The following is a 25,900-nucleotide window of genomic DNA, read 5'->3' on the forward strand; positions in this document are numbered from 1 at the left end:
ACCCCACATGCACAACCACTTCAACGGCCTCAAGACCGCCGGGCTGCTCGGCGGGCTCTGGGCCATCCTGCTCGTCATCGGGTTCGCCGTCGCGCAGGGCACGGGGAGCAGCATCTTCATCCTCGTCTTCGCCCTCATCGGCCTCGGGACCACGGCGTACGGCTACTGGAACTCCGACAAGCTCGCCATCAAGGCCATGCGTGCCTACCCGGTCACCGAGGCGCAGGCCCCCGCGATGTACCGGATCGTCCGCGAGCTCTCCACCCGCGCCGGCAAGCCGATGCCGCGCCTGTACATCTCGCCGACGCAGGCCCCCAACGCCTTCGCGACCGGTCGCAACCCCGAGAACGCCGCCGTCTGCTGCACCGAGGGCATCCTCGGCCTGCTCGACGAGCGCGAGCTGCGCGGGGTGCTCGGGCACGAGCTGATGCACGTCTACAACCGCGACATCCTCACCGGCTCGGTCGCGGCCGCCATCGCCGGGGTCATCTCCTCGATCGGCCAGTTCCTCACCTTCAGCGCGCTGTTCGGTGGCAGCAACGACGAGGACCGCAACCCCATCGCCGGCCTCGCGCTCGCGCTGCTCGCCCCCATCGCCGCCGTCTTCGTGCAGATGGCGATCTCGCGCACCCGTGAGTACGACGCCGACGAGGACGGCGCCGCCCTGACCGGCGACCCGCTCGCCCTCGCGAGCGCCCTGCGCAAGCTCGAGCTCGGCGTCGCCCGCGCCCCGCTCGCGCCGACCTCGCAGCTGGTCAACGCGAGCCACATGATGATCGCGAACCCGTTCCGCGCCCAGGACGTCAGCCGGATGATGTCGACCCACCCGCCGATGGCCGAGCGCATCGCCCGCCTCGAGCAGATGGCCTACGGCCACCGCATCGACCCGCGCTGACCCCGTCGCTGCTCAGGCCGGCGGGACGACGAGGCGCATCACCGTGTTGCGCTGCCCCTTCGGCCGCTCGAGCTCGAAGCCGACGCGCTCGAACATCGAGCGCGTCGTGGCGTAGAGGAACGAGGAGCTGACCTTCTTCGTCGCGCCGGTCAGGTCGTGCGGGTAGCCCTCGAGCACACCACCGCCGGACTGCGCGACGAGGTCGACGACGCCCCGCAGCGCGACCTCGGCGACGCCCTGCCGTCGGTAGCGGCGGTCGACGAAGAAGCACGTGACCCGGTAGTCGGGCGGGCTGGTGAGCCCCTTCTCGTACTCCGCGCGGTGGTGGATGTTCGGCAGCTCGGCCGGCGGGCCGTACTGGGCCCAGGCGACCGCCTCGTCACCGTCGAGCACCACCGCGGCGTGCGCGCGGTCCTCGGCGACCAGCCGCGCCTTGAGCGCGTGGTTGTCGTCGGCGTCCCTGGTCTTCTCGGCGGCCATCGTGTGGAACCACGTGCACCAGCAGCCGCCGAACACGCCACCGTGGCGGGCCACGAGCGCCTCCCACGCCGGCCAGGTGTCGGGGCCGAGCGGGCGGACCGTGAGGCGTGAGGTGTCGACGTCGACCATGGGCGCCACAGTAGGCGCGAGACCGGACGGAACGCGTCCGCTTGCCCTCGGGAGCGCGTCAGGTGCCGGGCAGGCCGGCCGCGGAGTCGTCGTAGTACTGGCGGTTGCGCAGCCCGGCGGCGGCCGCCTCGTCGAGGCAGACGACGGTGTCGGGGTGCCACTGGAGGACCGACGCCGGCACGGACGCGGTGAGCGGCCCCTCGAGCGCCGCCGCCACTGCCTCGGCCTTGGTGTCCCCGGTCGCGACGAGCACCAGGCGCCGCGCGGCGAGGATGGTGCCGAGGCCCTGGGTCAGGCAGTGGGTCGGCACGTCGTCGAGGCCGGTGAAGAAGCGGGCGTTGTCGCGGCGGGTGCGGGCCGAGAGGCGCTTGACGCGGGTGCGCGACGCGAGTGCGGAGCCCGGCTCGTTGAACCCGAGGTGCCCGTTGGCGCCGATGCCGAGGACCTGGACGTCGACCCCGCCGAGCTCGGCGATCCGCGCCTCGTACGCGGCGGCCGCGGCCTCGAGCGCGTCGGCGTCGGTGGCCGATCCGTCGGGCACCTCGAGCCGCTCGGGCGCCAGCCCGATGACCCCGCACACCTCACGCAGCAGCACCTGGCGGTAGCCCTCCGGGTGTCCCGGCGGCAGCCCCACGTACTCGTCGAGCGCGACGCCGTAGGTGGTCGAGAAGTCCGCGCGCCCCTCGGCGACGGCGCGGCCCAGCTCGCGGTAGAGGCCGAGCGGCGAGGAGCCGGTCGCGAGGCCGAGGACCGACGCGTGGCCACCGGGGCGCCGCAGCCCGGCGAGCACCACCTCGGCGGCGCGGGACGCGGTGTCGTCGGGTCCGGGGCTGACGAGGATCTCCATCACGGCCAGCCTAGGGGCTGCCGGTCGGGACGCGCGGGGCCGGCGCCCCGAGGGTCGTGAGCAGCGCCCGCGCGAGCACCGGCGAGGCGCCCCAGGTCACGATGTCGACGGCCGCGCGCGGCCACCCGCACTCGACGAGGACGACCCGGTGCCCCCGCGCCCGGAGCCGGTCGGCGACGGTGTGCGCGGGATGCTCGGCGTCGACCGAGCGGCCGACGACGGCCACCCGCGCACCGGCCGGCACCTCGTCCTCGGCGACCGCAGCGCCGAGCGCGGCCGGGCCCCACGCGACCGCGCCGACCGCGAGGTTGCTCCCGCTCGCCACCTGGACGACGGCGAGCGGGGCGGGGTCGGCCGCGAAGGCGCGTGCGTCGGCGGAGAGGGTGAGGGCGGGCGCGACCGCCTCGACGGGCGGCAGCTCCGGCGGTGACGCGGGGGGAGCGGGGCTCGCCCACCGGTCGGCGAGCGCACGCACACGGGTGGCCGCCTCGGCGAGCCGCGCGGCGGGCAGCCGGCCGTCCGCGACCGCCGTGGACACCGCGTCGCGCACCGCGTCGAAGAGCTCCGGGCCGGTGGCCGACCCGAGGCAGAGCAGGTCGACGCCGGCGGCGAGCGCACGCACCGCGGCCTCCGGGATGCCGGTCCCGGCGCTGGCCCCCGCCATGTCGAGGGCGTCGCTGACGACCACGCCGTCGAAGCCGAGCTCGTCGCGCAGCACGCGCAGGACGGTGGGCGAGAACGTCGCCGGGCGGTCCGCGTCGAGGGCCGGCACGACGATGTGCGACGTCATGACGCACGCGACGCCGGCCGCGACCGCCGCCCGGAACGGGACGAGCTCGCGCTCACGGAGCACCTCCGGCGACGCGTCGACGCGCGGCAGGTCGTGGTGCGAGTCGGCCACGGTGTCGCCGTGGCCGGGGAAGTGCTTGGCGCAGGCGGCGATCCCCGTGCCCTGCAGCCCTTCCACCCAGGCGGCCGTGTGGCGCCCCACCGCCACGGGGTCGTCGCCGAAGGAGCGCACGCCGATGACGGGGTTGCGCGGCGAGGAGTTGACGTCGACGACGGGGGCGAGGTCCAGCCCGATGCCGAGGGCGGAGAGCTCGGCGCCGATGCCGGCCGCCGCGCGGCGGGTGAGGGCGGGGTCGTCGAGCCGTCCGAGCACCGCGTTGCCGACGGACGTCGAGCCACCGGGGTAGTGCAGACGGGTGACGTCCCCGCCCTCCTCGTCGGCGGCGACGAGGACACCCGGCAGGTCGCGGCGCAGCGCTGCGCACACCTCGGCGACGCCGCCGGCCGGCCCGACGTTGTCGCCGTAGAGGCAGACCGACACGAGCCCCTCGACGTGGGCCGAGCGCACCCACGCCGGGACGTCGGTGCCGACGAACCCCGGCTGGAGGACGGCGGTGACGTCCCGCGGGTCGACGGTGGCCATCCCCGGATGCTAGCCACCGGGCTGGGCGGCGCCGTCCGCGTCTGGTTGGGTGGGCCCATGCCGTCCCTGACCCGCGACGAGGCCGTCGCCCGCGCCGCCCTGATCACCGTCGACGCCGTCGAGGTCGACCTCGACCTGGACCGCGGCGCCGAGGTCTTCGGCTCCCGCACCGTCCTGCGCTTCACGAGCGCCGACGCCGGCGGCTCGACCTTCGTCGACCTGCGCCCGGTCGAGCTGCACGGCGTGACGCTCAACGGCCGCGCCCTCGACCCCGCCGCGCTCGACGACGGCCGCCTCCCGCTCGACGGCCTGGCCGCCGAGAACGTCCTCGAGGTCGAGGCGACGATGGCCTACGGTCACGACGGCCAGGGGCTGCACCGTTCCACCGACCCCGCCGACGACGAGGACTACGTCTACGGCCACCTCTTCCTCGACGCCGCGCCGCGCGTCTTCGCGTGCTTCGACCAGCCGGACCTCAAGGTCCCCTACACCGTGCACGTCACGACCCCGCAGCACTGGAGCGTCGTGGGCAACGGTGCGGCGCAGCAGGTCTCGGCCGGCCGCTGGGAGCTCGCGACGACGCAGCCGCTCGCCACGTACTTCGTCACCGTGTGCGCCGGCCCGTGGGAGTCGGTCACCGCCGAGCACGACGGCATCCCGCTCGGGCTGCACGCCCGTCGCTCGCTCGCCGGGCCGCTGCGCGAGCAGGCGGAGCAGATGTTCCAGACGACGCGCGCCTGCTTCGACCACTACCACCGGATGTTCGGCATCCGGTACCCCTTCGGCGAGTACCACCAGGTCTTCGTCCCGGAGTTCAACGCCGGCGCGATGGAGAACCCGGGCTGCGTGACGTTCCGCGACACCTACGTCTTCCGCGGCGCCGCGACCCCGGACCAGCTCCTCGAGCGCGACAACACGATCGCCCACGAGATGGCGCACATGTGGTTCGGCGACCTCGTGACGATGCGGTGGTGGGACGACCTGTGGCTCAACGAGTCCTTCGCCGAGTACATGGCCTACCGCGCGTCGACCGAGGCGCTCGGGGCCGACGAGGCGTGGGTCGAGTTCGCCGTCGTCCGCAAGCTCTGGGGCTACGCGGCCGAGCGCTCGCCGAGCACGCACCCCGTCGCGGGCTCGCCTGCGCCGGACGCGCTCTCGGCGCTGCAGAACTTCGACGGCATCTCGTACGCGAAGGGCGCGTCGGTGCTGCGCCAGCTCATCGCGCACATCGGCGACGACGCGTTCGTCGCGGGGGTCTCGGACTACCTGCGCGGTCACGCCTTCGGCAACGGCGAGCTCGCGGAGTTCCTCGACGCGATGGCCCGCGCCGCCGGCCGCGACCTCGACGGCTGGGCGCAGGCCTGGCTGCGCACCTCCGGTGCCGACCGGCTCGCCCTGCGTCGCGACGGCACCCTGACCCGGCGCGCCCCGGCGGACCGTTTGGCCGACCGGCCCCACACCCTCGACGTCGCGGCCTTCGACGGCGACCGCGAGGTCCTGCGCGCCGAGGTCGTCCTCGACGGCGACACGGTCGGCGTCGACGGCGTGCGCGAGCTGCCGGCGCACGCCCTCGTCGTCCCCAACGCCGCGGACCTCACGTGGGCCGAGGTCGCCCTCGACGAGGAGACGCTCGACGGCCTGCTCGGCGGGTTCTCCGACGTCCCCGACCCGCTCGCGCGTGCGGTCGTCTGGACCTCCCTCCTCGGGGGGATGGCCCGCGCCGAGGTCGACCCCCGGCTCGTCGTCGACCTCGTCGAGAGCGCCTGGCCGCGCGAGGACGACGCCTCGGTGCTCACCCGCGTCCCGCTCGCCGCGACGTCGTCGGTCATCCCGCTCTTCCTGCGCCCCGAGGAGCAGGGCGAGGCGCTCGAACGGGTCGCGCTCGCCGCCGACGTCCTCGCAGACCGGGCCACCGCCACCGAGGGGCCGTCGGGGGACGCCCTGGCCCTGGTCGCCGCTCGCGTGTGGGGCCGCACCGGCTCCGACGTCGAGCGGCTGCAGCGGTGGGCCGCCGGCGAGGGGCTGCCGCCCGCGCTGACCGACGACGAGGACTTCCGCTGGATCGTCCTGCGCCGCCTCGCGGCCCTCGGTGCCCTCGACGACGCCGCCTTGGCCCGGGCGGAGGAGGGGGACCGCTCCCTCGCCGGCCGGCTGGCCGCGCTCGGCGTGCGGGCCGCGCGCCCGACCGCCGAGGCCAAGGAGTGGGCGTGGTCGCGGCTGGCCGACGACCCGGACCTGTCGAACTACGCCGCCCTCGAGCTCGCCCGCGGCTTCTGGGTCGGCGCCGACACCGAGCTCGTCCGGCCGTACGTCGACCGCGTCGGCGACCTCCTCGCGCGGATGGGTGAGCGGATGGGCGAGGACGCGCTCTCGCGGGTCGCGACCGCCCTGCACCCCAAGTGGGTCGTCGAGGACGCGACCCGGCGGGCCTCCGCCGCGCTGCTGACCCGGCGCGACATCTCGCCCGGCGTCACCCGCGCGCTGCTCGACGAGGACCACGTGCTGCGCGAGGCGCTGGCGTCCCACCGCCGCTTCGCCTGAGGCCCCGGCTCGCGAGAAGGGGTTGTGGCACAGCCGAGAACCCGCGTGGTTGCGCTCTCAGGATGCGAGGTCGCGCCGGCCGGGTGATGATCGCGGGGCACCACCCGAGCCCACAGGCATCTCTCAGGAGGACACCCCGTGCCCCGTCACACCCACACCCGTCGACTCGCCGCCGCGGCCTCCGCGGTGGCGATCGGCGGCGCCCTGCTCGCCGGCTCCGCCGCGGCCGCGCCGGCCGCGCCGACCGCCGAGCCCCCGTCGACCCCGGTACCGATCGTCACCCCCGACGGCGAGGTCTTCAGCTACGTCCTCAACGCCAAGCACGCCAACCCCGGACAGGTCAACGTCGTCAGCAAGGCGGTCCAGCGCTCCGGCGGCGTCGTCGTCCAGGCCTGGCCGCAGATCGGCGTCGTCGTCGCCCACTCCGACCGGGCCGCGTTCCGCGCCGATGTCGCGAAGGCCGCGGGCAACGCGCTCGAGTCGGTCGGCGCCACGCGCACCGCGCCGGTCTCGGAGGGCACGCCGTCCGACCTCGCGACGACGTGGCGCAAGGGCGCCTCCGCGTACAAGAACGGCGCGAAGAAGCCGGCGAACGGCGACATCGAGGCCGGCACGACGCCGGCCGCGACGACGGACCCGCGCGAGTCCGAGCAGTGGGACATGCAGATGATCAAGGCCGATCAGGCCCACCGGATCACCGACGGCTCGCGCAACGTGCTCGTCGGTGTGCTCGACAGCGGGATCGACGCCGACCACCCCGACCTCGTCGCCAACCTCGACGTGCGGAACTCGGTGAACTGCACCGACTCCGGCCGCCCGAGCAGCACGGGCTGGGAGCCGACGACGAGCGACCACGGCACCCACGTCGCCGGCACGATCGGCGCCGCGCGCAACGGCGTCGGCATCGTCGGCGTCGCGCCGAACGTGCGGATGGCCTCGGTCAAGGTCGTCAACGACGACGGGTTCATCTACCCCGAGTACGCCGTCTGCGGCTTCGTCGAGGCGGGCCTGAAGAAGATGGACGTCACGAACAACAGCTACTACGTCGACCCGTTCGAGTTCTGGTGCGACGACCAGCCCGATCAGGCCGCCGCCAAGGAGGCCGTGCGTCGCGCCGTCACCTGGTCGACGAAGCAGGGTGTCGTCCACGCGGCCGCCGCCGGAAACTCCGGCAAGGACCTCGCCGACAAGACGCTCCTCACCGACACCGGTAGCCCGAACGACACGACGTCGGTCACCCGGACGCTCAACAATGGGTGCCACGACATCCCGACCGAGCTCGACGGCGTCGTCACGGTGTCGTCCGCGCAGCGCTTCCCGGCCGGCACGCTGGACTTCCGCCTCTCGAGCTTCTCGAACCGCGGGCTCGGCGTCATCGACGTCACCGCCCCCGGCTCGTCGATCCTCTCGACCGTCGTGCGGGACAACGGCTACGGCCTCAAGAGCGGGACCTCGATGGCCTCGCCGCACGTGGCCGGCGTCCTCGCCCTCATGAAGTCGGTGCACCCGACCTGGACCCCGGCGCAGATGATCGAGAAGCTGCGCAGCCAGGCCGACGACGCGGCGTGCTCGGCGGCCACCGCCGGCGTCCCCTGTGTCGGTCCGGCGAGCGACAACAGCTACTTCGGCGAGGGCATGGTCGACGCCCTCGACGCGGTGAGCTGACGCCGTACCACCACCACCAGCACCAGTGGTGGTGCTGGTGGTGGTGGGGGGCGGTCGGGGGTCAGCCGGCCCAGAAGCCGCGGCCCCCGAAGAGGTCGCGGTAGGACCCGAACGCCGCCTGCCCGGGGGCACGCCCGTCGAGGTAGGACCCGACGACCGCGGCCCCGAGGTCGCCGAGCTCGGGGGCGACGACCCGCCCGTGCGCGCGCCGGGCCATCGAGTCGACGAAGCGCGCGAGGCCCGGGTCCTCCCCGAGGCGGAAGAACGTCACCTGCGCCCCGAGCCGCGCCGAGGCGTCGAGCTCGCGGACGGCCAGGGCCAGGGTGCGGGGGTGCGGCGGGTAGTCGAAGAACACGCCCCCGCCGGGCTCGAGGTGCGAGGTGGGCTCGCCGTCGGTCACGACGAGCAGCACCGGCTGCGCGTCGGGGTGCTGGCGGAAGTGCCGGTTCGCGAGCAGCAGCGCGTGGTGGAGGTTCGTCCCCTTGTCCCACTCGGCGTCGAGGCCGGTCAGGGTCTCGATGTCCATCGTGCGGGCGTGCCGGGCGAACGCGACGAGCTGGAGGTCGTCGCCGCGGAAGCGGGTCGAGACGAGCTGGTGCAGCGCGAGCGCGGTGCGCTTCATCGGCACCCAGCGGCCGTCCATCGCCATCGAGAACGAGGTGTCGACGAGCAGCGCCACCGCGGCCCGGGTGCGCGCCTCGGTCTCGGTCACCTCGACGTCGCGGATGTCCAGGCGCATCCCCTGCGCGGGGTCGCCGCCCTCGCCGACGGTGCGGGTGATGGCGTTGGTCATCGTGCGCGTCGTGTCCCACGGCTCGGTGTCGCCGAACTCCCACGGGCGCGTCCCGCCGCTCTGCTCGCCCGCCGCCCCGGCCTGACGGGTGTCGCGCTGGCCGCCCCGGCTCGACAACCGGCCGGCGACGTCGCGCAGGAGGGACTTGCCGAGCTCGCGCATCGCCTTGGGCGAGAGGCGGAGCGAGCCGTCGGACGAGCGGGTCAGCATCCCGCTGTCGCGCAGCGCCTTCTCGAGGTCGGCGAGCGCACGGGCGTCGACGGCGGCGTCCTGCCCGAGGTGGCGCGCGAGGGCGTCGAGGTCGACGTCGTCCATCCGCGAGCCGGGGCCGGACTGCGAGAGCTGCTCGGAGAGCGCGTCGAGCTGCGCGAGGTCCTGGAGGACACCGGTGCCGTCGCCGAGCCCGAGCCCCTGCTCGCCGTCGAACCGCTCGGAGCCGCCCCAGTCCTCGCCGGGGCGCAGGCCCTGCAGCAGGCCGTCGAGGCGCGAGAGCTGGTCCATGAGTCCCGGTGAGCCGAAGGCCTGCTGGGACAGCTGCATGAGCTCGGCGCGCTGCTCCGGCGACATCGAGGCCATCATCCGCTGGGCGGCCGCGGCCCGGGCGGCGAGGGCGTCGACGAGCTCCTCGACGGACTCGGGCTTCTCGGGGAAGAAGTCGCCGTGCTTGTCCATGAAGTCCCGGAACTGCTGCTCGGTGTCGTCGCCCCGCGCGTGCGCCTCGAGCAGGTCGCCGAGGTCGCGGACCATCTCCTCGACGGCGGCGCGGTCCTCGTCGGTCGCGTTCTCGAGGGCCTGCTTCATCCCGGCAAAACGCTGGTCCAGCAGCTCGCGGCCGAGCAGGTCCTTGATCTGCTCGTACTTCTCGCGTCCCTCGGACGAGCGCCACGCGTAGTCCGACAGCTCGCTCACCGCGGCCGCCGGTGTGGGGGAGAGGTTCTCGATGCGCATCTCGGCGAAGCGCGCGTCGTCGTCGAGGTCGCGGGCCAGCTGCTTGCGTTCCGCGAGGACCGCCTCGTCGAGCAGCCGACGCACCTCCTCGAGCGTTCCGTCGAGGTTGTGCCGCCGGAGCAGCTCCCGTCGGCGCTCGGCCACGCGGCGGGCGAGCTCGTCGAGGCCGGGGTGGTCACGCGTGCCCTGGCGCAGCAGCTCGCGCATCGCCCGCTCGGGGGAGTAGCCGGCCATGACGTCCTCGCCGATGGCGTCGAGCGCCTCGCGCAGGTCGACCGGCGGGGCCAGCGGGTCGCCGCCCCCGTAGCGCGTGAAGCGCGAGCGCCGCGCGCCCCGGTCAGCCATAGACGGTCTCCGACCCGTCGCTGTCCTTGCCGATGCGGCGGGCCAGGTACAGGCCCTCGAGCGCGAGCTCCATCGCGCTGGCCCGCTCGCCCTCGGTCGTCGCGCCCAGCCGCTCGGCGACCTGGTCGTAGACGTCGGACTCGCCGAGCACCGGCAGCGCGTCGAGGAAGGCCCGTGCGGTGACCTGCTCGCCGGTCGCGACCATCGCGCCGTCCTCGATGGCCTCGACGAGCAGGGCGAGGTCGATGCCCCCGAGCCGGCGGCGTGCGGTCTCGGCGGTCGCGGTGCGCAGCAGGTGCCCGAGCACCTCGCGCTCGCGCCCCTCCTCGCCGGTCTCGAGCTCGACCTTGCCGCGGAGCACCTCGAGCGCGGCCTCGAGGTCGACGACCCGGGCCACGGCCTCGGTCTCGCCCTGGGAGGTCGCCCGGTGCAGGGCCGCGGCGGCCACGGTCTCGGCCGCGGCGATGGCGAAGCGCGCCGAGACGCCCGAGCGCTGGTCGACCGAGCTCGACCCGCGCAGGCCGCGGGTGAAGCGCGCGACGATCTCGACGAGGAAGTCCGGGACCTCGGCGACGAGGCTCGCCTCCTGCCGGATCACGGCGACCTCGTCGTCGACCTCCTGCGGGTAGTGGGTGCGGATCTCGGCCCCGAAGCGGTCCTTGAGCGGCGTGATGATCCGACCGCGGTTGGTGTAGTCCTCGGGGTTCGCGCTCGCGACGACGAGCACGTCGAGCGGCAGCCGCAGGACGTACCCGCGGATCTGGATGTCGCGCTCCTCCATGACGTTGAGCATCGCGACCTGGATGCGCTCGGCGAGGTCGGGCAGCTCGTTGATGGCGACGACGCCGCGGTGGCTGCGCGGAATGAGGCCGAAGTGGATCGTCTCGGGGTCGCCGAGCCGGCGGCCCTCGGCGACGCGCATCGGGTCGACGTCGCCGATGAGGTCGGCGACGCTCGTGTCCGGCGTCGCGAGCTTCTCGGCGTAGCGCTCGTCGCGGTGGCGCCACGCCACCGGCAGCGCGTCCCCGAGCTCCTCGGCCCGGCGGCGCGACTCGACCGTGATCGGCTCGTACGGGTGCTCGCCGAGCTCGGAGCCCTCGATGACGGGCGTCCACTCGTCGAGCAGCCCGACGATGCTGCGCAGCAGGCGGGTCTTGCCCTGCCCGCGCTCGCCGAGGAGGACGACGTCGTGGCCGGCGAGCAGCGCCCGCTCCAGCCGGGGGATGACGGTGGTCCCGAAGCCGTGCATCCCCGGCCACGGGTCGCGGCCCTCGCGGAGGGCGGCGAGGAGGTTCTCGCGGATCTCGGCGTGCACGCCGCGGGCCTCGTGGCCCGACGCGCGCAGCTCGCCGACGGTGCTGACGGCCGGTGGGGCGCTCATCACCTCACGCTACGTCAGCATCGCCGACGACGGGAGCCCGGAGGTGGGGATGCCTGCACGATCCCGCAACCCGGCACGCCAGGGGGTCGCGACGGCCCTAGGGTGCCGTCGAGCGCGACGGCGCGCACGACGAGGACCACCCGCCGGCGCGGTCGCGGGCTGCGACAGCACCGATATCCGGGCCGTGGGGGACCTCGACGGCGACGGCGTGCCCGAGGTCGTCGTCGGGATGCCGACCCTCCACCCCCAGGGTGGCGGCGTCGACGTCCGGTTCACGCGCGGCGGCGGGCAGCAGCTGACCGGGGCGACGTTCGGGCTGGGGACGCCGAGCCCGACCGAGCAGTTCGGGGCCGCGGTGCTCGTGACCGAGCTCAACGGCGACCGGTGCGCCGACCTCGTCATCGGCGTCCCGGGCCACGGGTCGTCGGGGGCCGTGGTCATCGCCCTGGGCAGCCCGGGGGGCTACCGCGGGGCCGACGCCCGGGTGGTCTCCGCGCCGTCGTCGGCCGGCGCCGTGGCGCCGAACGGCCGCGCGGGTGGGGGCGTCGTCGCGATCCCGGTGCCGGGCGGCCTGCCCGGCACGGCGGTGCTCGCGACCGAGGACACGCCGGGCGTCGCCGGGGTCGCCGAGTCCGGCGACCTCTTCGGGCAGGTGCTCGCCCCCGCCGGCGACGGGACGGTGGTGGTCGGGACCCCGCGGGAGGACATCGGCAGCGTGCGGGACGCCGGCGCCGTCTCCGTGCTCACCCTCGACGGCGACATGCGGTGGAGCGGGTCGACGTTCGCCCAGTCGACGGCCGGGGTCCCGGGCTCGCCCGAGCAGGACGACAGCTTCGGCTGGTCGGTCACCGGCTACTCGCTGGCGTCGGGTGGGCGCACCTCGTTCACCGTCGGCGTGCCGCGCGAGGACATCGGGTCGACCCCGGACGTGGGGAGCGCGGTCTCGCTCTCGGTGACCGGAGCCACCGTGCGCAGCAGCGTCTCCCTGACCCAGGGCGGCACGTGGCGCGGCCGGGGCCGTCACGACCTTCGACGACGGGGCCGAGCAGAACGGGGTGATGAGCGCCCTCAACGAGGCCTCCTACCCCTTCTCCGGCGGCCACGTCGAGGGCGGCGACCGGTTCGGCGGCAGCATCGCGTCGGGCACCTACCTGCGCCCCGGAGATCCGGTCGAGGAGCGCGCCTCGCGCCTGCTCGTGGGCGAGCGGGGCGAGGACGTCGGCTCGGCGACGGACGCCGGCGCCGTCGGGTTCAGCGACGAGCAGGGGCCCGGGCGGTACGTGACCCGCAGCAGCGGCCCGACCTCCCGGCTCTGGTACGGCGAGGTGCTGGGCGTGCCGACCTACGTCGCCCCCTGAGGTCAGCGGCGGTTGGTGTAGCTGAGCGCGACGTCGAGGTCGGCCTCGGTGAGGAGGCGCTGGACGGCCTGAAGGTCGTCGCGGGACTTGCTCGTGACCCGGACCTCGTCGCCCTGGATCTGCGTCTTGACGCTCTTGGGGCCCTCGTCGCGGATCAGCTTGGTGATCTTCTTCGCGTTCTCGGAGGTGAGCCCCTCCTTGAGCGCGACGTCGAGCTTGTACTCCTTGCCCGACAGGCGCGGGCCGGCCTCGGGGACGTCGAGGTGCTTGAGCGAGACGCCGCGCTTGACGAGCCACGTCTCGACGACGTCGAGCACCGCCTTGCAGCGGTCCTCGCTGTTGGCCTCCATCTTGATGACGTCGCCGGAGAGCTCGACGCTCGCGCCGACCCCCTTGAAGTCGTACCGGTTGGCGATCTCCTTGGCCGCGGTGTTGACGGCGTTGGCGACCTCCTGGCGGTCGAACTTGCTGACGATGTCGAAGCTGCTGTCGGCCATCGAGGGGCCCTCCTGGGGTCGATTGGGTCGGCTGGGTGCGGCTTGCTATCCTTCCATGCGCACCAGGCAGGTTGCCCGAGCGGCCAATGGGAGCGGACTGTAAATCCGTCGCGAAAGCTTCGAAGGTTCGAATCCTTCACCTGCCACCAGTGCTCACGAGGCCCGGTCCCGGCACCTGCCGGGGCCGGGCTCCGTCGTTCCCGCCGGGTCCCGGCGGGCGGTGCGGGTCGGCCCTAGGCTGCGGCGCATGAGCGAGACGACGCCCACCGCCGTGGCGGGCACCGACCCCGACATCCTCGACCCGGCCCACCGCACCGACCGCCGGCGGACCGTGGCCGTCGTCGGCGTCCTGCTCGGCGTCGCGGTCCTCGGGTTCGTCCTGTGGCGCGGCAGCTCGATGGTCTTCTACGTCGTCATGAGCTGGTTCGTCGCGCTCGCGATGGAGCCGGCCGTCGCGCGCCTCACCCGCTGGATGCCGCGCGCCGCCGCGACGGCCACGGTGATGCTCACCGCGCTGCTGGCCATCGGGGCCTTCCTCTGGCTCTTCGGCAGCCTCCTCGTCGACCAGCTGACCGCGCTCGTCTCGGCCGTGCCGGGCATTGCCTCCGACGTGCTCGAGCAGGTCAACCGCGCCACCGGCTCGCAGTACACCTACGACGACCTCCTCGAGCAGGCCGGCATCTCCCCGTCGGACCTCAGCGGGTACGCCCAGAGCGTCGCGTTCGGCGTCTTCGGCTTCCTCACCGCGCTGCTCGGCGCCTTCTTCGGCATCTTCGTCGTCGCGTTCCTCGTCTTCTACATCTCGGCCGGGATGCCCCGCCTGCGCCGGTGGCTCGCCGGCCGGATGAACCCCCGCGTCCAGGTGCCGTTCCTCACCGCCTGGGACCTCGCGAAGGTCAAGGTCGGCAACTACATCGCCGCCCGCGTCGTCCTCGCCTCGCTCAACGCCGTCGCGAGCGGCGTCGCCTTCTTCCTCCTCGACCTGCCGTACTGGCTGCCGCTGGCCCTGTGGACCGGCCTCGTCGCGCAGTTCATCCCGAACATCGGCACGTACGTCTCCATCGCGCTGCCGGTGGTCGTCGGGCTCACCTCGCCCGACCCGTGGCTCGGCGTGTGGGTGCTCGTGTGGGGCATCGCCTACCAGCAGGTCGAGAACCTGACGATCGAGCCGCGCATCTCCGCCCGGGCGGTCGACGTCCACCCGGCGGTGTCGTTCGGGGCGGCGCTGCTCGGGGCGCAGCTGTTCGGGCTCTCGGGCGCGCTCATGGGTGTCCCGCTCGCGGCGACCGCGATGGCCATGCTCGAGATCTACCAGCGCCGCTACGAGATCACCCCCGAGACCGAGGAGCGCGTCGCCGCGCTCGTCGCCCCGCGCGTCGACCCCGAGGAGGACGAGCCCGAGCTGCCCGCCCTCGAGGAGGCCCGCCGGGCCGCCGAGGACGCCGACGCGCCGGAGCGCCCAGCCGCTCGCTGACCCCCCGCGAGTCACTCGCGTATCGGGTGACCCGATACACCTGCGCTTCCCCCGACAACGGTTCCCGGGTTAAGCGCGCCCGTATCGGGTGACCCGATACGCGTGGGACCACCGGCGGGTCGGGGCGGGCTGAGGGACCGACATCGGTGCTCGCCGTCCATTACTCGCGAGTCACCGCGCTCGGATGGCAGGCTCGGCGCATGTTCTCGCGGATCGCCGTCGTCAACCGTGGAGAGTCCGCGATGCGGCTCGTGCACGCCGTCCGCGACCTCAACGCCGAGCGCGCTCCGGGGGAGCCCCGCACCGAGGTCGTCGCGCTGCACACCGAGGCCGAGCGCACGGCGATGTTCGTCCGCGAGAGCGACGTCGCGTACGACCTCGGGCCGGCGTCGAGCCGCCCCTACCTCGACCACGCGAAGCTCGCGACGGCGCTGCGCGAGACCGGCGCCGACGCCGTCTGGGTCGGCTGGGGCTTCGTCGCCGAGGACCCCGCCTTCGCCGAGCTCTGCCGCGAGCTGGGCGTCACCTTCATCGGGCCGAGCCCGGAGGCCATGCGCCGCCTGGGCGACAAGATCGGCTCCAAGCTCATCGCCGAGGAGGTCGGCGTCCCCGTCGCGCCGTGGAGCCGTGGCGGGGTCGACACCCTCGAGGAGGCCGTCGAGGCCGCCGGGCGCATCGGCTACCCGCTCATGCTCAAGGCGACCGCCGGCGGTGGTGGTCGCGGCATCCGCAAGGTCGCCTCCGACGCCGAGCTCGAGGACGCCTACCAGCGCACCCGCGACGAGGCCGAGCGCGCGTTCGGGTCGGGCGTCGTCTTCCTCGAGAAGCTCGTCACCGGGGCACGGCACGTCGAGGTGCAGGTCATCGCCGACGGGCAGGGCACCGCGTGGGCCATCGGCGTGCGCGACTGCTCGGTGCAGCGGCGCAACCAGAAGGTCATCGAGGAGTCGGCGTCGCCGCTGCTCGACGCCGACCAGGTCGCCGAGCTCAAGGCCTCGGCCGAGCGGCTCGCGGTGGCCGTCGACTACGCCGGCGCCGGCACGGTCGAGTTCCTCTACCACCCGGGCGAGCGCTTCTTCGCGTTCCTCGAGGTCAACACCCGTCTCCAGGTCGAGCACCCGATCACCGAGGTCGTCACGCGCACCGACCTCGTCCGCCTCCAGATCCACGTCGCCGAGGGAGGGCGGCTCGAGGGCGAGCGACCCGACGAGCTCGGCCACGCCGTCGAGGCCCGCCTCAACGCCGAGGACCCCGACCGCGACTTCGCTCCGGCCCCCGGGCGCATCGTCCACCTCGAGCTGCCGGCCGGCCCCGGCATCCGCGTCGACACCGGTGTGGCCGAGGGCGACTCGATCCCCGCCGACTTCGACTCGATGATCGCCAAGATCATCGCCTACGGCCAGGACCGCGAGCAGGCGCTGGCCCGCCTGCGCCGGGCGATGCGCGAGACGACGGTCGTCATCGAGGGCGGCGCGACGAACAAGTCGTTCATCCTCGACCTGCTCGCCCAGCCCGAGGTCGTCGACGGCACCGCCGACACCGGATGGATCGACCGCGTGCGCGGCGAGGGGCGCCTCGTCACGACCGAGCACTCCGGGGTCGCGCTCGTCGCCGCGGGCATCGAGGCCTACCTCGACGCCGAGGCCATCGAGCGGGCCCGCCTGCTGGAGACCGCCCGTGGTGGGCGCCCGCAGGTGCAGCACGACGTCGGCCGCGCCGTCGACCTCAAGCTGCGCGGCACCGCGTACAAGGTCACCGTCCTGCGCACCGGGCCCTCGCGCTTCCGGGTCACCGTCGCCGACGCGGCGGGCGAGCACACGGTCGACGCCGAGCTCGAGCGCCTCGGCGACTACGCGAGCCGCCTGCGCGTCGGTGACCGCCTGCACCGCCTCGTCACCGCGGCCCACGGCCCGGTCCAGCTCGTCGAGGTCGACGGTGTGACGCACCGCGTCAGCCGCGACGAGGGCGGCGTGCTGCGTTCGCCCGCACCGGCGCTCGTCGTCGCCACCCCGGTCGCGGTGGGTGACGAGGTCGCGGCCGGCGCGCCCGTCCTCGTCCTCGAGTCGATGAAGATGGAGACCGTCCTGCCGGCGCCGTTCGCGGCCCGCGTCAAGGACCTCATGGTCGCCACGGGCAGCCAGGTCGAGACCGGTGCCCCTATGGTCCGCCTCGAGCCGACGGGCGACGCCGAGGAGGCCGTCGCCGACGCCGGCGCGGTCGTCGACCTCGACCTCCCCGAGGTCACGACCGACGGGGACGCCCGCCGCCGGGCCGACCGCGGGCGCGCCGACCTCTCGGCGATGCTCCTCGGCTACGACCTCGACGCCGCCCACCAGGGTGCCGCGCTCGAGGGCTACCTCACCGCGCGCGACGAGCTCGCCGCCGGGGGGCAGGGCGTGGTCCGCGACGAGATCGACCTCCTGACCGTCTTCGCCGACCTCGCCGAGCTCGCGCGCAACCGGCCCGTCGGGCAGGAGGCGCACGTCGAGAACCGGGTCCACAGCCCGCGCGAGCACTTCCGCACGTTCCTCCAGACCCTCGACGCCGAGCGCGGCGGCCTTCCGGCCGACTTCGTCTCCCGCCTCGAGCGCGTGCTGCGCCACCACGAGGTCGAGGGCCTGGACCGCACGCCGCAGCTCGAGGGCGCCGTCTTCCGGATCTTCCTCTCGCAGCAGCGCTCCGCCCCCGAGGTGGCGATGGCGACCTCCATCCTCCAGCGCTGGCTCGGCGAGCCGCGGCCCGAGGGCGACGCCGGCCAGGCCGCCCACGACCTCCTCGACCGCCTCGTCGTCGCGACCCAGCTGCGCTTCCCGGTCGTCGGCGACCTCGCGCGCAGCGTCCGCTTCCGCTGGTTCGACCAGCCCCTCGTCGACGAGGACCGTCGCAGCGTGCTCGGCTCCGTCGGGGCCGAGCTCGAGGAGATCGACGCGATGGCCCCCGGGCCGGAGCGCACCGCGCGCGTCGACGCGCTGGCCGACATCCCCGAGCGCATCGTCCGCTTCCTCGGCGAGCGGCTGCGGGCTGGTGTGCCCGAGCGCGAGCCGATGCTCGAGGTCCTCGTCAAGCGCCACTACCGCGAGCACGCCCTCAGCGGGCTGAGCGAGCGGGCCGAGGAGGGACGGTCGGTCGCGGTCGCGGACTACCGCCTCGACGGCACCGGCACCCACCTCGTGAGCACCGTCGGCACGGTCGACGAGCTGACGGCCGGCTCGTCCCTCGCCACGCTGCTCGAGCGGCTCGTCGCCGAGCGCGAGGACGGCCAGGACGCGGTCGTCGACCTCTACGTCCACTGGCCCGCGCTCCCGACGGACCCCGAGGCGGCGTCGGCCGAGCTCGCGGAGCGCCTCGGCGGGATGGCCTTCGCCCACGCGTGCCGCCGCGTGGCGGTCGGTGTCGTGCCGGACGACGAGCGCGAGGTCGGCTACTTCACCTTCCGGGCGCAGCCCGACGGCAGCCTCGTCGAGGACGACCCCGTGCGCGGCGTGCACCCGATGGTCGGCCGCCGGCTCAACGTCTGGCGCCTGCGCGACTTCGCGCTGACCCGCCTCGACGCGCCGGAGGACGTCCTCCTCCTGCACGCGGTCGCCAAGGAGAACTCGCAGGACCAGCGGCTCGTCGCGCTGGCCCAGGTCCGTCAGCTCGTCGTCGTGCGCGACGAGGCGGGCAGGGTCACCGCGCTGCCGCACGTCGAGCGTGCGCTGGCCAACTGCCTCGAGGCCGTCCGCCGTGCCCGCGCCACGCTGGGCGGCGGGGCCCGGCTCGACATGAACCACGTCTGGCTGCACATCTGGCCGCCGGTCGAGGGCGACCTCGACCAGCTGACCGCCCTCCAGGGCAAGGTCGCCCCGATGACCGCCGGCGCGGGCATCGAGGAGGTGCGCATCGAGGGCTCCATCGGGGCCGAGCGCGACCACTCGGTGCCGATCTGCGCCCGGTTCACCTACCAGCCGGGCTCGGGGGTCGCGTTCACCGTCGAGCAGCCGCCGACCGAACGGCTGCGCCCGCTGGACTCCTACGCCGAGAAGGTGGTCCGCGCGCGCCGTCGCGGCCTGGTCTACCCGTACGAGCTCGTGTCGATGATCGCCGGCGGCGGGGGAGAGGCCGTCGAGTACGACCTCGACGAGTCCGGTGCGCTCGTGCCGGTCGACCGGCCCTACGGCCAGAACACCGCCGGGATGATCTGCGGCGTCGTCACGACGCCGACCCCGCTGCACCCCGAGGGTGTCACCCGCGTCCTGCTCTGCGGCGACCCCCTGCGCGCCCTCGGCGCGGTCGCCGAGCCGGAGTGCCGGCGGGTCATCGCCGCGCTCGACCTCGCGGAGGAGCGCGGGCTGCCCGTGGAGTGGTTCGCCCTCTCGGCCGGCGCGCGCATCTCGATGGACTCGGGCACCGAGAACATGGACTGGGTCGCCAAGGCGCTCAAGCGGATCATCGAGTTCACGCAGGCCGGCGGCGAGGTCAACGTCGTCGTCGCGGGCATCAACGTCGGGGCGCAGCCGTACTGGAACGCCGAGGCGACGATGCTCATGCACACCAAGGGCATCCTCGTCATGACGCCGGACTCGGCCATGGTGCTCACCGGCAAGCAGTCGCTCGACTTCTCCGGTGGCGTCAGCGCCGAGGACAACTTCGGCATCGGCGGCTACGACCGCGTCATGGGCCCCAACGGGCAGGCGCAGTACTGGGCCAAGGACCTCGTCGACGCCTACGGAGTCCTTCTCGCGCACTACGACTCGACGTGGACCGCTCCCGGCGAGTCCGGCCCGCGACGGGCGCCGACGACCGACCCGGTCGACCGCGACGTCACGGTCTTCCCGCACGTCATGGAGGGCAGCGAGTTCACGAGCGTCGGCGACATCTTCTCGTCGGCGATGAACCCGGACCGCAAGAAGGCGTTCGACATCCGCACCGTGATGCGGGCGGTGGCCGACCAGGACCACGACACGCTCGAGCGCTGGGCCGGCATGGCCGACGCCGAGACCGCCGTGGTGTTCGACGCGCGCATCGGCGGGATCCCGGTGGCGCTGTTGGGGATCGAGTCGCGGACGGTCGCCCGTCGCGGCTTCCCTCCCACCGACGGCCCCGACACCTACACGGCGGGGACGCTGTTCCCGCGCTCGTCGAAGAAGGCGGCCCGGGCCATCAACGCCGCCTCGGGCAACCGCCCGCTCGTCGTGCTGGCCAACCTGTCGGGCTTCGACGGGTCGCCGGAGTCGATGCGCGGGTTGCAGCTCGAGTACGGCGCCGAGATCGGCCGCGCCATCGTCAACTTCGAGGGCCCGATCGTCTTCGTCGTCGTGTCCCGCTACCACGGAGGCGCGTTCGTCGTGTTCTCCAAGGCGCTCAACCCGCGGATGACGGTGCTCGCCATCGAGGGGTCGTTCGCGTCGGTCCTCGGCGGTGCGCCGGCCGCGGCCGTCGTGTTCGCCCGGGACGTGGACGCGCGGACCGCCGCGGACCCGCGGGTCACGGACCTCGAGGCGCGGGTGCGCGAGGCCTCCGCCACGGAGCGTCCGCTGCTGGCCAGCGAGCTCGCGACCGTCCGGCAGTCGGTGCGTTCGGAGATGCTCGGCAAGGTCGCGTCCGAGTTCGACCGCGTCCACGACATCCACCGCGCCGTCGAGGTCGGGTCGGTCGACACCGTCATCGCGGCGCGTGACCTGCGCCCGAGCATCGTCGCCGCGCTCGAGGCGGAGCTCGCGCCGGGCGAGGTCCCTACCGTCTGAGGTCGTCGAGGAGCCCCGTCGTCACCAGGGCGACGGGGCTCTTCCATGCTGTCGGCGCCGGGACGGCGAGGAGGTCTGTGGCACAGCTCGATTCGTCATCCACAGGACTGGCCAAGACCTTGTCTCTCGAACTCACGTTCGATAGACTGAGGCATGGACACCGAGACCCTCTCCCGCCGCATTGCGGGGCTGCGCGAGGAGTGCGCGCGGCTGGGGGCCGAGCTGGTCGAGGGTGGTCACGTCCTGTCGTCGGAGGAGGCGTTCGCGCTGGCGGGGGAGGCGCAGGGGGTGGCGAACGCTGCGGACGCGGTGGTCTCCGTGGCTGGCGCGTGGGGCGCTCGGGTGGAGACGACGGTGCGCTCGGGCTCGTGGGAGCGGGTGCACCCGGTGGGGTTCGTCGACGCGATGGCGTCGACGCGGATGTCGCTTGCGACGGGGTTGACCGAGGGGGTGGCGGGCCGGAAGGCGGCGTTGGGTGCTGCGCTGGGTGAGCGGTTCCCGCGGGTGCGTGAGCTGCTCGTCGCGGGCGAGGTGGCCGTGGTGAACGTGCAGAAGGTGGTCGACGCGTGCGCCGGGCTGGACGCCGAGGCCTGCGGGCAGGTGGATGCGGCGCTGGCGCCCCGGTTGGCGGGGATGGACCCGGCGCGGGTCGCGGGTGAGGCGCGGCGGGTCGCGACGCGGGTGGCGGCCGACCAGGTCGCGGCGCACGTGGCGCGGACGCGCAAGGGGCGCCGGGTGGAGGTGTGCCCGGGTGAGGACGGACTGACGGACTGGTTCGCGTCCCTGCCGACGGCGACCTCGAGCGCGATGTGGGCGGCGGTGGAGGAGCTGGCCGGGGACTACCGCCAGAGCGATGAGGCGCTGTCGGTGCCGGAGTCGCGGGCGGACGCGCTGGCCGACCTCGTGCTGCGCAAAGTGAAGGTCAGCGCGCAGGTCACCCTCGGGGTGCCGGTCGTGGCCGACCGGGCGGCGCCCGAGGAGCAGTGCGGGACGCGGTTCCGGGTGGAGTGGGACGACGAGGACACCCTCGTGGACGGCACGACCGGGGAGGTCGTGCGGTACGGCGACCTCGACCCGGACTCGCGGGAGGAGCTGTCGTGGTTGGAGGAGCCGGCCGAGCTCGACGGCGACCTCAGCGTGAAGCAGGCGGTGGTGTCGTCGGGGTACGCGGTGTCAGGCACGCAGCTGCCCGGCCTGGGGTGGGTCGACCCCGCCACCCTCGCCAACCTCCTCAAGCTGCTGCCGTTCGAGGTGGCCCGCGCCGTGCTCGAGGCCGACACCGGGACCCTGGCCTCCCTCACCACCGGCGCGTACAAGCCCTCGAAGGCGATCAGCGAGTTCGTCAAGACCCGGGACGGGACGTGCCGGATGTGGGGCTGTGCCCGCCCGGCCGTGCACTGCGACCTCGACCACGTCCGGCCCTGGCCCGTCGGTCAGACCACGCCGACCGGGTTGGAGGACCTCTGCCGGCGCCACCACCGCTTCAAGCAGCAGGGCCGGTGGCGACCCCGCCTCGACCCTGACGGCACCGTCACCTGGCACGGACCGGACGGCGCCACCCGCACCACCGAACCCGCCCACCGCACCACCGGCTGACCCGCGCCGCGCCCCGGACCGTTGACGTCCGGCCGCCCCGATCTCGTCCGGCCGCCCCGATCTCGTCAGGCCGACCTGTCATGGCGCCCCGGCACGGCGAGGTGACCACGGCACCGCGAAGTCACCCCGACCTCGTCCGCCGCCGCGAGCTCGCCCGGCCGCTCCGACCTCGTTCGGCCGCCAGGACTACTGCCGCGGGTCCAGCCGACAGGTCGAGGCCGACGTACGCCAGCCCGGCGCCCGGGCCGGCGCCTCGGCGTCGTAGAACGCACGGTGGCGCCGCTCGACGTCGTGCACGTCAGGCACCGGCCGCCACCCCGTCCTCGGGCAGCTGCAGGTCGACGTCGAGCAGGGCTGCGAGCGAACGGAGCTCGCGCTCGACACCGGCGCGCATCGCCCCGGACGGCTCGACGTCCCAGTGGCCGGCCGCGACCCGCAGCACTCCCGCCGCCGCGTCCCGGTGCGAGTCGACCTTGCCGACGAGCCGGTCCCCGTGGAGCACCGGCAGCGCGAAGTAGCCCCACCGGTGCGACGCCGCCGGCTTGTACATCTCGAGCTGGTAGTCGAACTCGAACAGCTCGGTCATCCGCTTGCGGTCCATCACGAGCCGGTCCAGCGGTGACAGCAGGGCCGTGCGCCCGACGAACCCGCCCTCCAGGTACGCCGGGTCAACCCGCCAGCGACCGCGCACGCCCTCGACGACCGCCTCGACCCCGTGCTCCCCGACGTGGTTCGGCTCGCCCGGGGGGAAGGTCGCCCGAGCCCGCGCGATCCCCAGGGCGGCGAGCCGGCGGCGGTCGCGCTCCTGCTCGGCCTCGGCGTAGGGGACGGCGGGGTCGTCCGGGTGGACCCGGGAGGCGAGGTCCCAGGTGCGCTCCCGGTTCTCCCGGGACGCCACCGCCACCTCGCCGCGCTGTTCCATCATGTCGAGCATCCGCTGGACGTTCTTGCTGTTCGTCCACCCCGACGAGCGCCACGGCACGAGGCAGGTGTCGGGGATCTCGCGCGCGGGCAGCGGCCCCTCGGCGCGCAGGAGCGTCAGGATGTCGTCGCGGCAGGCGCGGTTCGCCTCGACCCACGCCTCGAGCTCACGCCGCCACGGGCTGAGCGGCTCGACCCCGGGCCAGGCGTCCATCTCGGCCCGAAACAGGGCGATGTCCTCGGCCGGGCGCAGGTAGCCGAGGAGCTCCACGAGCCGACCCGACCCGAGGAGGTCGTCGAGGACCTCGGGGGAGTAGGCGGACCCGAGCCGGCTCCACAGCACGAGGTCGGCGTTGGGCGCGACGTGCGCGGTGAGGTCCATCTGCACGAGCCCGAGGTGGCGCACCACCGACAGCGCGTCGGCGGGCCGGTCCCGCGTCAGCAGCTGCGCGCGCACCGCGATGCGCCGGGCGTCGCGTCGGCTGAGCTCCAGCACCATGCCGACGAACCTAACCGGCCATCCGGACGGTCGCCGTCCGGATGCCGCTGCCGGCGCCCGGGCCGGGCCGTCGGTGGCAGGCTGGGGCGCGTGACGACCGTCGGGCTCCTCCTCGCCGCGGGTGCGGGACGCCGGATGGGCGGCCCCAAGGCGCTGGTCCGGCCGACGGCGGACGGGCCGACCCTGCTCGAGGTCACGCTCGACCGGCTGGTGGGCGCGGGGCTCGAGCAGGTCGTCGTCGTCCTCGGGGCCGCCGCCGACGAGGCCCGCGCGACGGCCGACGTCCCCGGCGTCGCCGTCGTCGTCGCCGAGGACTGGGACGAGGGGATGGGGGCCTCGCTGCGCGCCGGCCTGCGCCACCTCGGGGCGACCGCCGCACCGGAGGTCCACGCCGCCCTCGTGACCCTCGTCGACCTGCCCGACGTCGGCACCCGCGTGTACCGGCGGGTGCTGTCCGCGACCCGCGGCACCGGCCCGAAGGTCCTCCTGCGTGCGACCTACGACGGCACGGCCGGCCACCCCGTCGTCCTCGGGCGCGCCCACTGGGCCGCCGTCGCCGACACCGCCCGCGGCGACCGCGGCGCCCGGGACCACCTCGCCGCGCACCCGCCGACCCCGGTCGAGTGCGGCGATCTCGCGAGCGGCGCCGACGCCGACACCCCCGAGGCCCTGAGCCGGCATCCCCACGCGCCATGATGGCCGGGTGAGCGACAGGAGACGGTGGCCGGCGAGCGTCTACGACCACGGCGCCGACCCCGACCCCCGCTTCTCGCTCGCCAACGAGCGGACCTTCCTCGCGTGGGCCCGCACCGCCCTCGCCCTGCTCGCCGGGGCCGCGGCCCTCGACGCCCTCGACCTCCCCCTCCGGGACACCGTGCAGGCGCTGCTCGCCGCCCTCCTCGCCCTCGCGGGCCTGGTCACCGCCGCCACCGCGTGGCGCACCTGGGCCCGTACCGAGCGGGCGATGCGCGAGGGGACGCCGCTGCCCTCCAACCCGACGATGGTCGTCGTCGTGGCGACGATCGTCGTCGCCGGCGTCGTCCTCGCCGGGGCGAGCGTGCTGCGCGGGGTCGGGTGAGCGCCGGGTGACCGAGCAGGTCGTCCGCGACCCGGGGATGCAGCAGGAGCGCACGACGCTCGCGTGGCGGCGCACCGGGCTCGCGCTGCTCGTCGGCGCGCTGACCGTCGGCCGCCTGACCCTCGACCGGCTCGGGGGAGCAGTCGTCCTGCCGACGGTGCTCGTCGCCGCGCTCGCCGCCTACGTCGTCCTCTCGACCGTGCGGCAGCGCCGGCTCGGGGTCGCGGGGCCCGCCGACCCCCGCCTCTCGGTGCTGCGCGACGGGCGCCTCGTCGCGGCCGTCGCGGTGGTCGTCGTCGTGCTCGCGGTCGGCGAGCTGGCCGCCGCCGTCGCCGCACTCGCCGACCTCGTGTGAGCGTCGTCCTTCCACAGGGGCCGGTCGTGGGTGATGCTGTGGCCATGGACCCCAGGACGACGTTCGCCTCGGCCGACGACCTCGCGAGCGCGCTGGGAGGGGTCGGCTACCTCGCCGACGACGCGCTCTCGACGGTCACCTGGCTCTCGCTCCGGCTCGGGCGCCCCCTGCTCATGGAGGGCGAGCCCGGCACCGGCAAGACCGCTCTCGCGGAGGCGCTCGCGGAGACGATGGACCTGCCGCTCATCCGGCTGCAGTGCTACGAGGGCATCGACGCGAGCCAGGCCCTCTACGACTGGGACTTCCCCCGCCAGATCCTCCACGTCCGCGCGCTGGAGGCCGTCGAGGGCGGGGCCAAGGACGTCCGCGAGCTCGAGGCCGACCTCTTCGACGAGCGCTTCCTCCTCGCTCGTCCGGTCCTCCAGGCCCTGCGCGACGCCCCGGCCGTCCTCCTCGTCGACGAGGTCGACCGGGCCGACGACGAGTTCGAGGCATTCCTCCTCGAGGTGCTCTCGACGTGGCAGGTGACCATCCCCGAGCTCGGCCCGGTCCGTGCGGCGACGCCCCCGGTGGTCGTCCTCACCTCCAACCGCACCCGCGAGCTCCACGACGCGCTCAAGCGCCGCTGCCTCTACCACTGGCTCGAGCACCCCGGCATCGAGCGCGAGCTCGCGATCGTGCGCAGCCGCGCCCCCGAGGTGCCCGAAGCCCTTGCGGCGCAGGTGGTCCGGGCGGTGCACGCCATCCGCGGCGACCGCGAGATGCTCAAGCCTCCGGGCGTCGCCGAGACCCTCGACTGGGCGCGCGCCCTCTACGAGCTCGGCACCCGCACCCTCGACACCGAGACCGCCGCCGCGACCCTCGGCGTCGCCGTCAAGTACCGCGAGGACGCCGAGCGGGTGAAGCGCGCCCTCGACGTCATGCTCACCCCCTGACCCGC

Annotated in this window: 19 protein-coding genes, 1 tRNA gene and 1 pseudogene; 13 read left to right on the plus strand and 8 right to left on the minus strand. The window is 74.4% G+C overall.

Annotated elements, in window-relative coordinates; genetic code table 11:
• Positions 1-7: 7 nt before the first annotated feature.
• Positions 8-895 (plus strand): zinc metalloprotease HtpX, encoded by an 888-nt coding sequence (gene htpX, locus IG69_RS0103275; RefSeq protein ID WP_030526750.1) that lies wholly within the window; start codon positions 8-10, stop codon positions 893-895.
• 12 nt (positions 896-907) lie between these two features.
• Here htpX and IG69_RS0103280 read toward each other — a convergent pair whose 3' ends face one another.
• The 3 genes from IG69_RS0103280 to IG69_RS0103290 are packed head-to-tail and all read right to left on the minus strand — an operon-like array spanning position 908 to position 3,783.
• A complete protein-coding gene (locus IG69_RS0103280) occupies positions 908-1,504 on the minus strand; it encodes a GNAT family N-acetyltransferase (RefSeq protein WP_030526751.1) in 597 nt (198 codons plus the stop codon).
• 58 nt (positions 1,505-1,562) lie between these two features.
• Entirely contained in the window at positions 1,563-2,351 is a 789-nt protein-coding gene (locus IG69_RS0103285; protein ID WP_030526752.1) for a glucosamine-6-phosphate deaminase, read from the minus strand.
• A 10-nt stretch (positions 2,352-2,361) separates the two neighbouring features.
• Positions 2,362-3,783, minus strand: a complete 1,422-nt coding sequence (locus tag IG69_RS0103290) for a glycoside hydrolase family 3 protein (RefSeq protein ID WP_051750113.1) — start codon at positions 3,781-3,783, stop codon at positions 2,362-2,364.
• A gap of 57 nt (positions 3,784-3,840) precedes the next feature.
• On the opposite strand from IG69_RS0103290, the gene pepN reads away from it, so the two are divergent.
• Entirely contained in the window at positions 3,841-6,324 is a 2,484-nt protein-coding gene (pepN, locus tag IG69_RS0103295; protein WP_030526754.1) for an aminopeptidase N, read from the plus strand.
• A gap of 138 nt (positions 6,325-6,462) precedes the next feature.
• The gene (locus tag IG69_RS0103300; protein WP_030526755.1) at positions 6,463-7,989 is read left to right on the plus strand and encodes a S8 family peptidase; all 1,527 of its coding nucleotides are present in this window, start codon (positions 6,463-6,465) and stop codon (positions 7,987-7,989) included.
• Between the two features lie 61 nt (positions 7,990-8,050).
• On the opposite strand, the gene IG69_RS0103305 is transcribed toward IG69_RS0103300, so the two are convergent.
• Both IG69_RS0103305 and IG69_RS0103310 read right to left on the minus strand, forming a co-directional pair.
• A complete protein-coding gene (locus tag IG69_RS0103305) occupies positions 8,051-10,075 on the minus strand; it encodes a vWA domain-containing protein (RefSeq protein ID WP_030526756.1) in 2,025 nt (674 codons plus the stop codon).
• Positions 10,068-11,456: a magnesium chelatase ATPase subunit I gene (locus IG69_RS0103310; protein WP_030526757.1), complete on the minus strand. Its 1,389-nt coding sequence runs from the start codon at positions 11,454-11,456 to the stop codon at positions 10,068-10,070. The genes IG69_RS0103305 and IG69_RS0103310 overlap by 8 nt, the downstream gene beginning before the upstream one ends.
• A 229-nt stretch (positions 11,457-11,685) precedes the next feature.
• Between IG69_RS0103310 and IG69_RS23240 the strand changes: the two are divergent.
• A pseudogene (locus IG69_RS23240) lies at positions 11,686-11,886 on the plus strand (FG-GAP repeat protein); the annotation flags it as partial.
• A gap of 32 nt (positions 11,887-11,918) precedes the next feature.
• Here the strand turns inward: IG69_RS23240 and IG69_RS0103320 are convergent.
• Positions 11,919-12,305 (minus strand): superantigen-like protein SSL4, encoded by a 387-nt coding sequence (locus IG69_RS0103320; protein ID WP_030526759.1) that lies wholly within the window; start codon positions 12,303-12,305, stop codon positions 11,919-11,921.
• A gap of 209 nt (positions 12,306-12,514) precedes the next feature.
• Between IG69_RS0103320 and IG69_RS0103330 the strand changes: the two genes are divergently transcribed.
• Positions 12,515-12,814 (plus strand): hypothetical protein, encoded by a 300-nt coding sequence (locus IG69_RS0103330; protein WP_157577317.1) that lies wholly within the window; start codon positions 12,515-12,517, stop codon positions 12,812-12,814.
• Between the two features lie 2 nt (positions 12,815-12,816).
• On the opposite strand, the gene IG69_RS0103335 is transcribed toward IG69_RS0103330, so the two are convergent.
• Positions 12,817-13,311, minus strand: a complete 495-nt coding sequence (locus IG69_RS0103335; protein WP_030526761.1) for a YajQ family cyclic di-GMP-binding protein — start codon at positions 13,309-13,311, stop codon at positions 12,817-12,819.
• Between the two features lie 65 nt (positions 13,312-13,376).
• Here IG69_RS0103335 and IG69_RS0103340 point away from each other — a divergent pair.
• From IG69_RS0103340 to IG69_RS0103355, 4 genes are all read left to right on the plus strand, one after another.
• Positions 13,377-13,460: transfer RNA gene (locus tag IG69_RS0103340), tRNA-Tyr, on the plus strand.
• A 98-nt stretch (positions 13,461-13,558) separates the two neighbouring features.
• Positions 13,559-14,785 carry an AI-2E family transporter gene (locus IG69_RS0103345; protein ID WP_051750115.1) on the plus strand — a complete coding sequence of 409 codons (1,227 nt, stop codon included), beginning with the start codon at positions 13,559-13,561 and terminating at the stop codon, positions 14,783-14,785.
• Between the two features lie 200 nt (positions 14,786-14,985).
• Entirely contained in the window at positions 14,986-20,511 is a 5,526-nt protein-coding gene (locus IG69_RS0103350) for an ATP-binding protein (protein ID WP_036828726.1), read from the plus strand.
• A 153-nt stretch (positions 20,512-20,664) separates the two neighbouring features.
• Positions 20,665-22,107: an HNH endonuclease gene (locus IG69_RS0103355; RefSeq protein WP_030526764.1), complete on the plus strand. Its 1,443-nt coding sequence runs from the start codon at positions 20,665-20,667 to the stop codon at positions 22,105-22,107.
• A 298-nt stretch (positions 22,108-22,405) separates the two neighbouring features.
• Here IG69_RS0103355 and IG69_RS0103365 read toward each other — a convergent pair whose 3' ends face one another.
• Entirely contained in the window at positions 22,406-23,527 is a 1,122-nt protein-coding gene (locus IG69_RS0103365; protein WP_036828728.1) for a DNA glycosylase AlkZ-like family protein, read from the minus strand.
• A gap of 90 nt (positions 23,528-23,617) precedes the next feature.
• On the opposite strand from IG69_RS0103365, the gene IG69_RS0103370 reads away from it, so the two are divergent.
• Genes IG69_RS0103370 through IG69_RS0103385 form a run of 4 tightly spaced genes read left to right on the plus strand, consistent with a single transcriptional unit; the run spans position 23,618 to position 25,895 of the window.
• Complete coding sequence (locus IG69_RS0103370) at positions 23,618-24,223, plus strand: nucleotidyltransferase family protein (protein ID WP_030526766.1); 606 nt, start codon at positions 23,618-23,620, stop codon at positions 24,221-24,223.
• A gap of 7 nt (positions 24,224-24,230) precedes the next feature.
• A complete protein-coding gene (locus tag IG69_RS0103375) occupies positions 24,231-24,605 on the plus strand; it encodes a DUF202 domain-containing protein (RefSeq protein WP_030526767.1) in 375 nt (124 codons plus the stop codon).
• A 7-nt stretch (positions 24,606-24,612) separates the two neighbouring features.
• The gene (locus IG69_RS19920; RefSeq protein WP_157577319.1) at positions 24,613-24,960 is read left to right on the plus strand and encodes a DUF202 domain-containing protein; all 348 of its coding nucleotides are present in this window, start codon (positions 24,613-24,615) and stop codon (positions 24,958-24,960) included.
• Positions 24,961-25,004: 44 nt separating this feature from the next.
• On the plus strand, positions 25,005-25,895 hold the full coding sequence (locus IG69_RS0103385; protein WP_030526769.1) for an AAA family ATPase: 891 nt from the start codon (positions 25,005-25,007) through the stop codon (positions 25,893-25,895).
• Positions 25,896-25,900: the final 5 nt, after the last annotated feature.

Origin of the sequence: Phycicoccus jejuensis, assembly GCF_000720925.1 — a bacterium.
Classification (GTDB): Bacteria; Actinomycetota; Actinomycetes; order Actinomycetales; family Dermatophilaceae; genus Phycicoccus; species Phycicoccus jejuensis.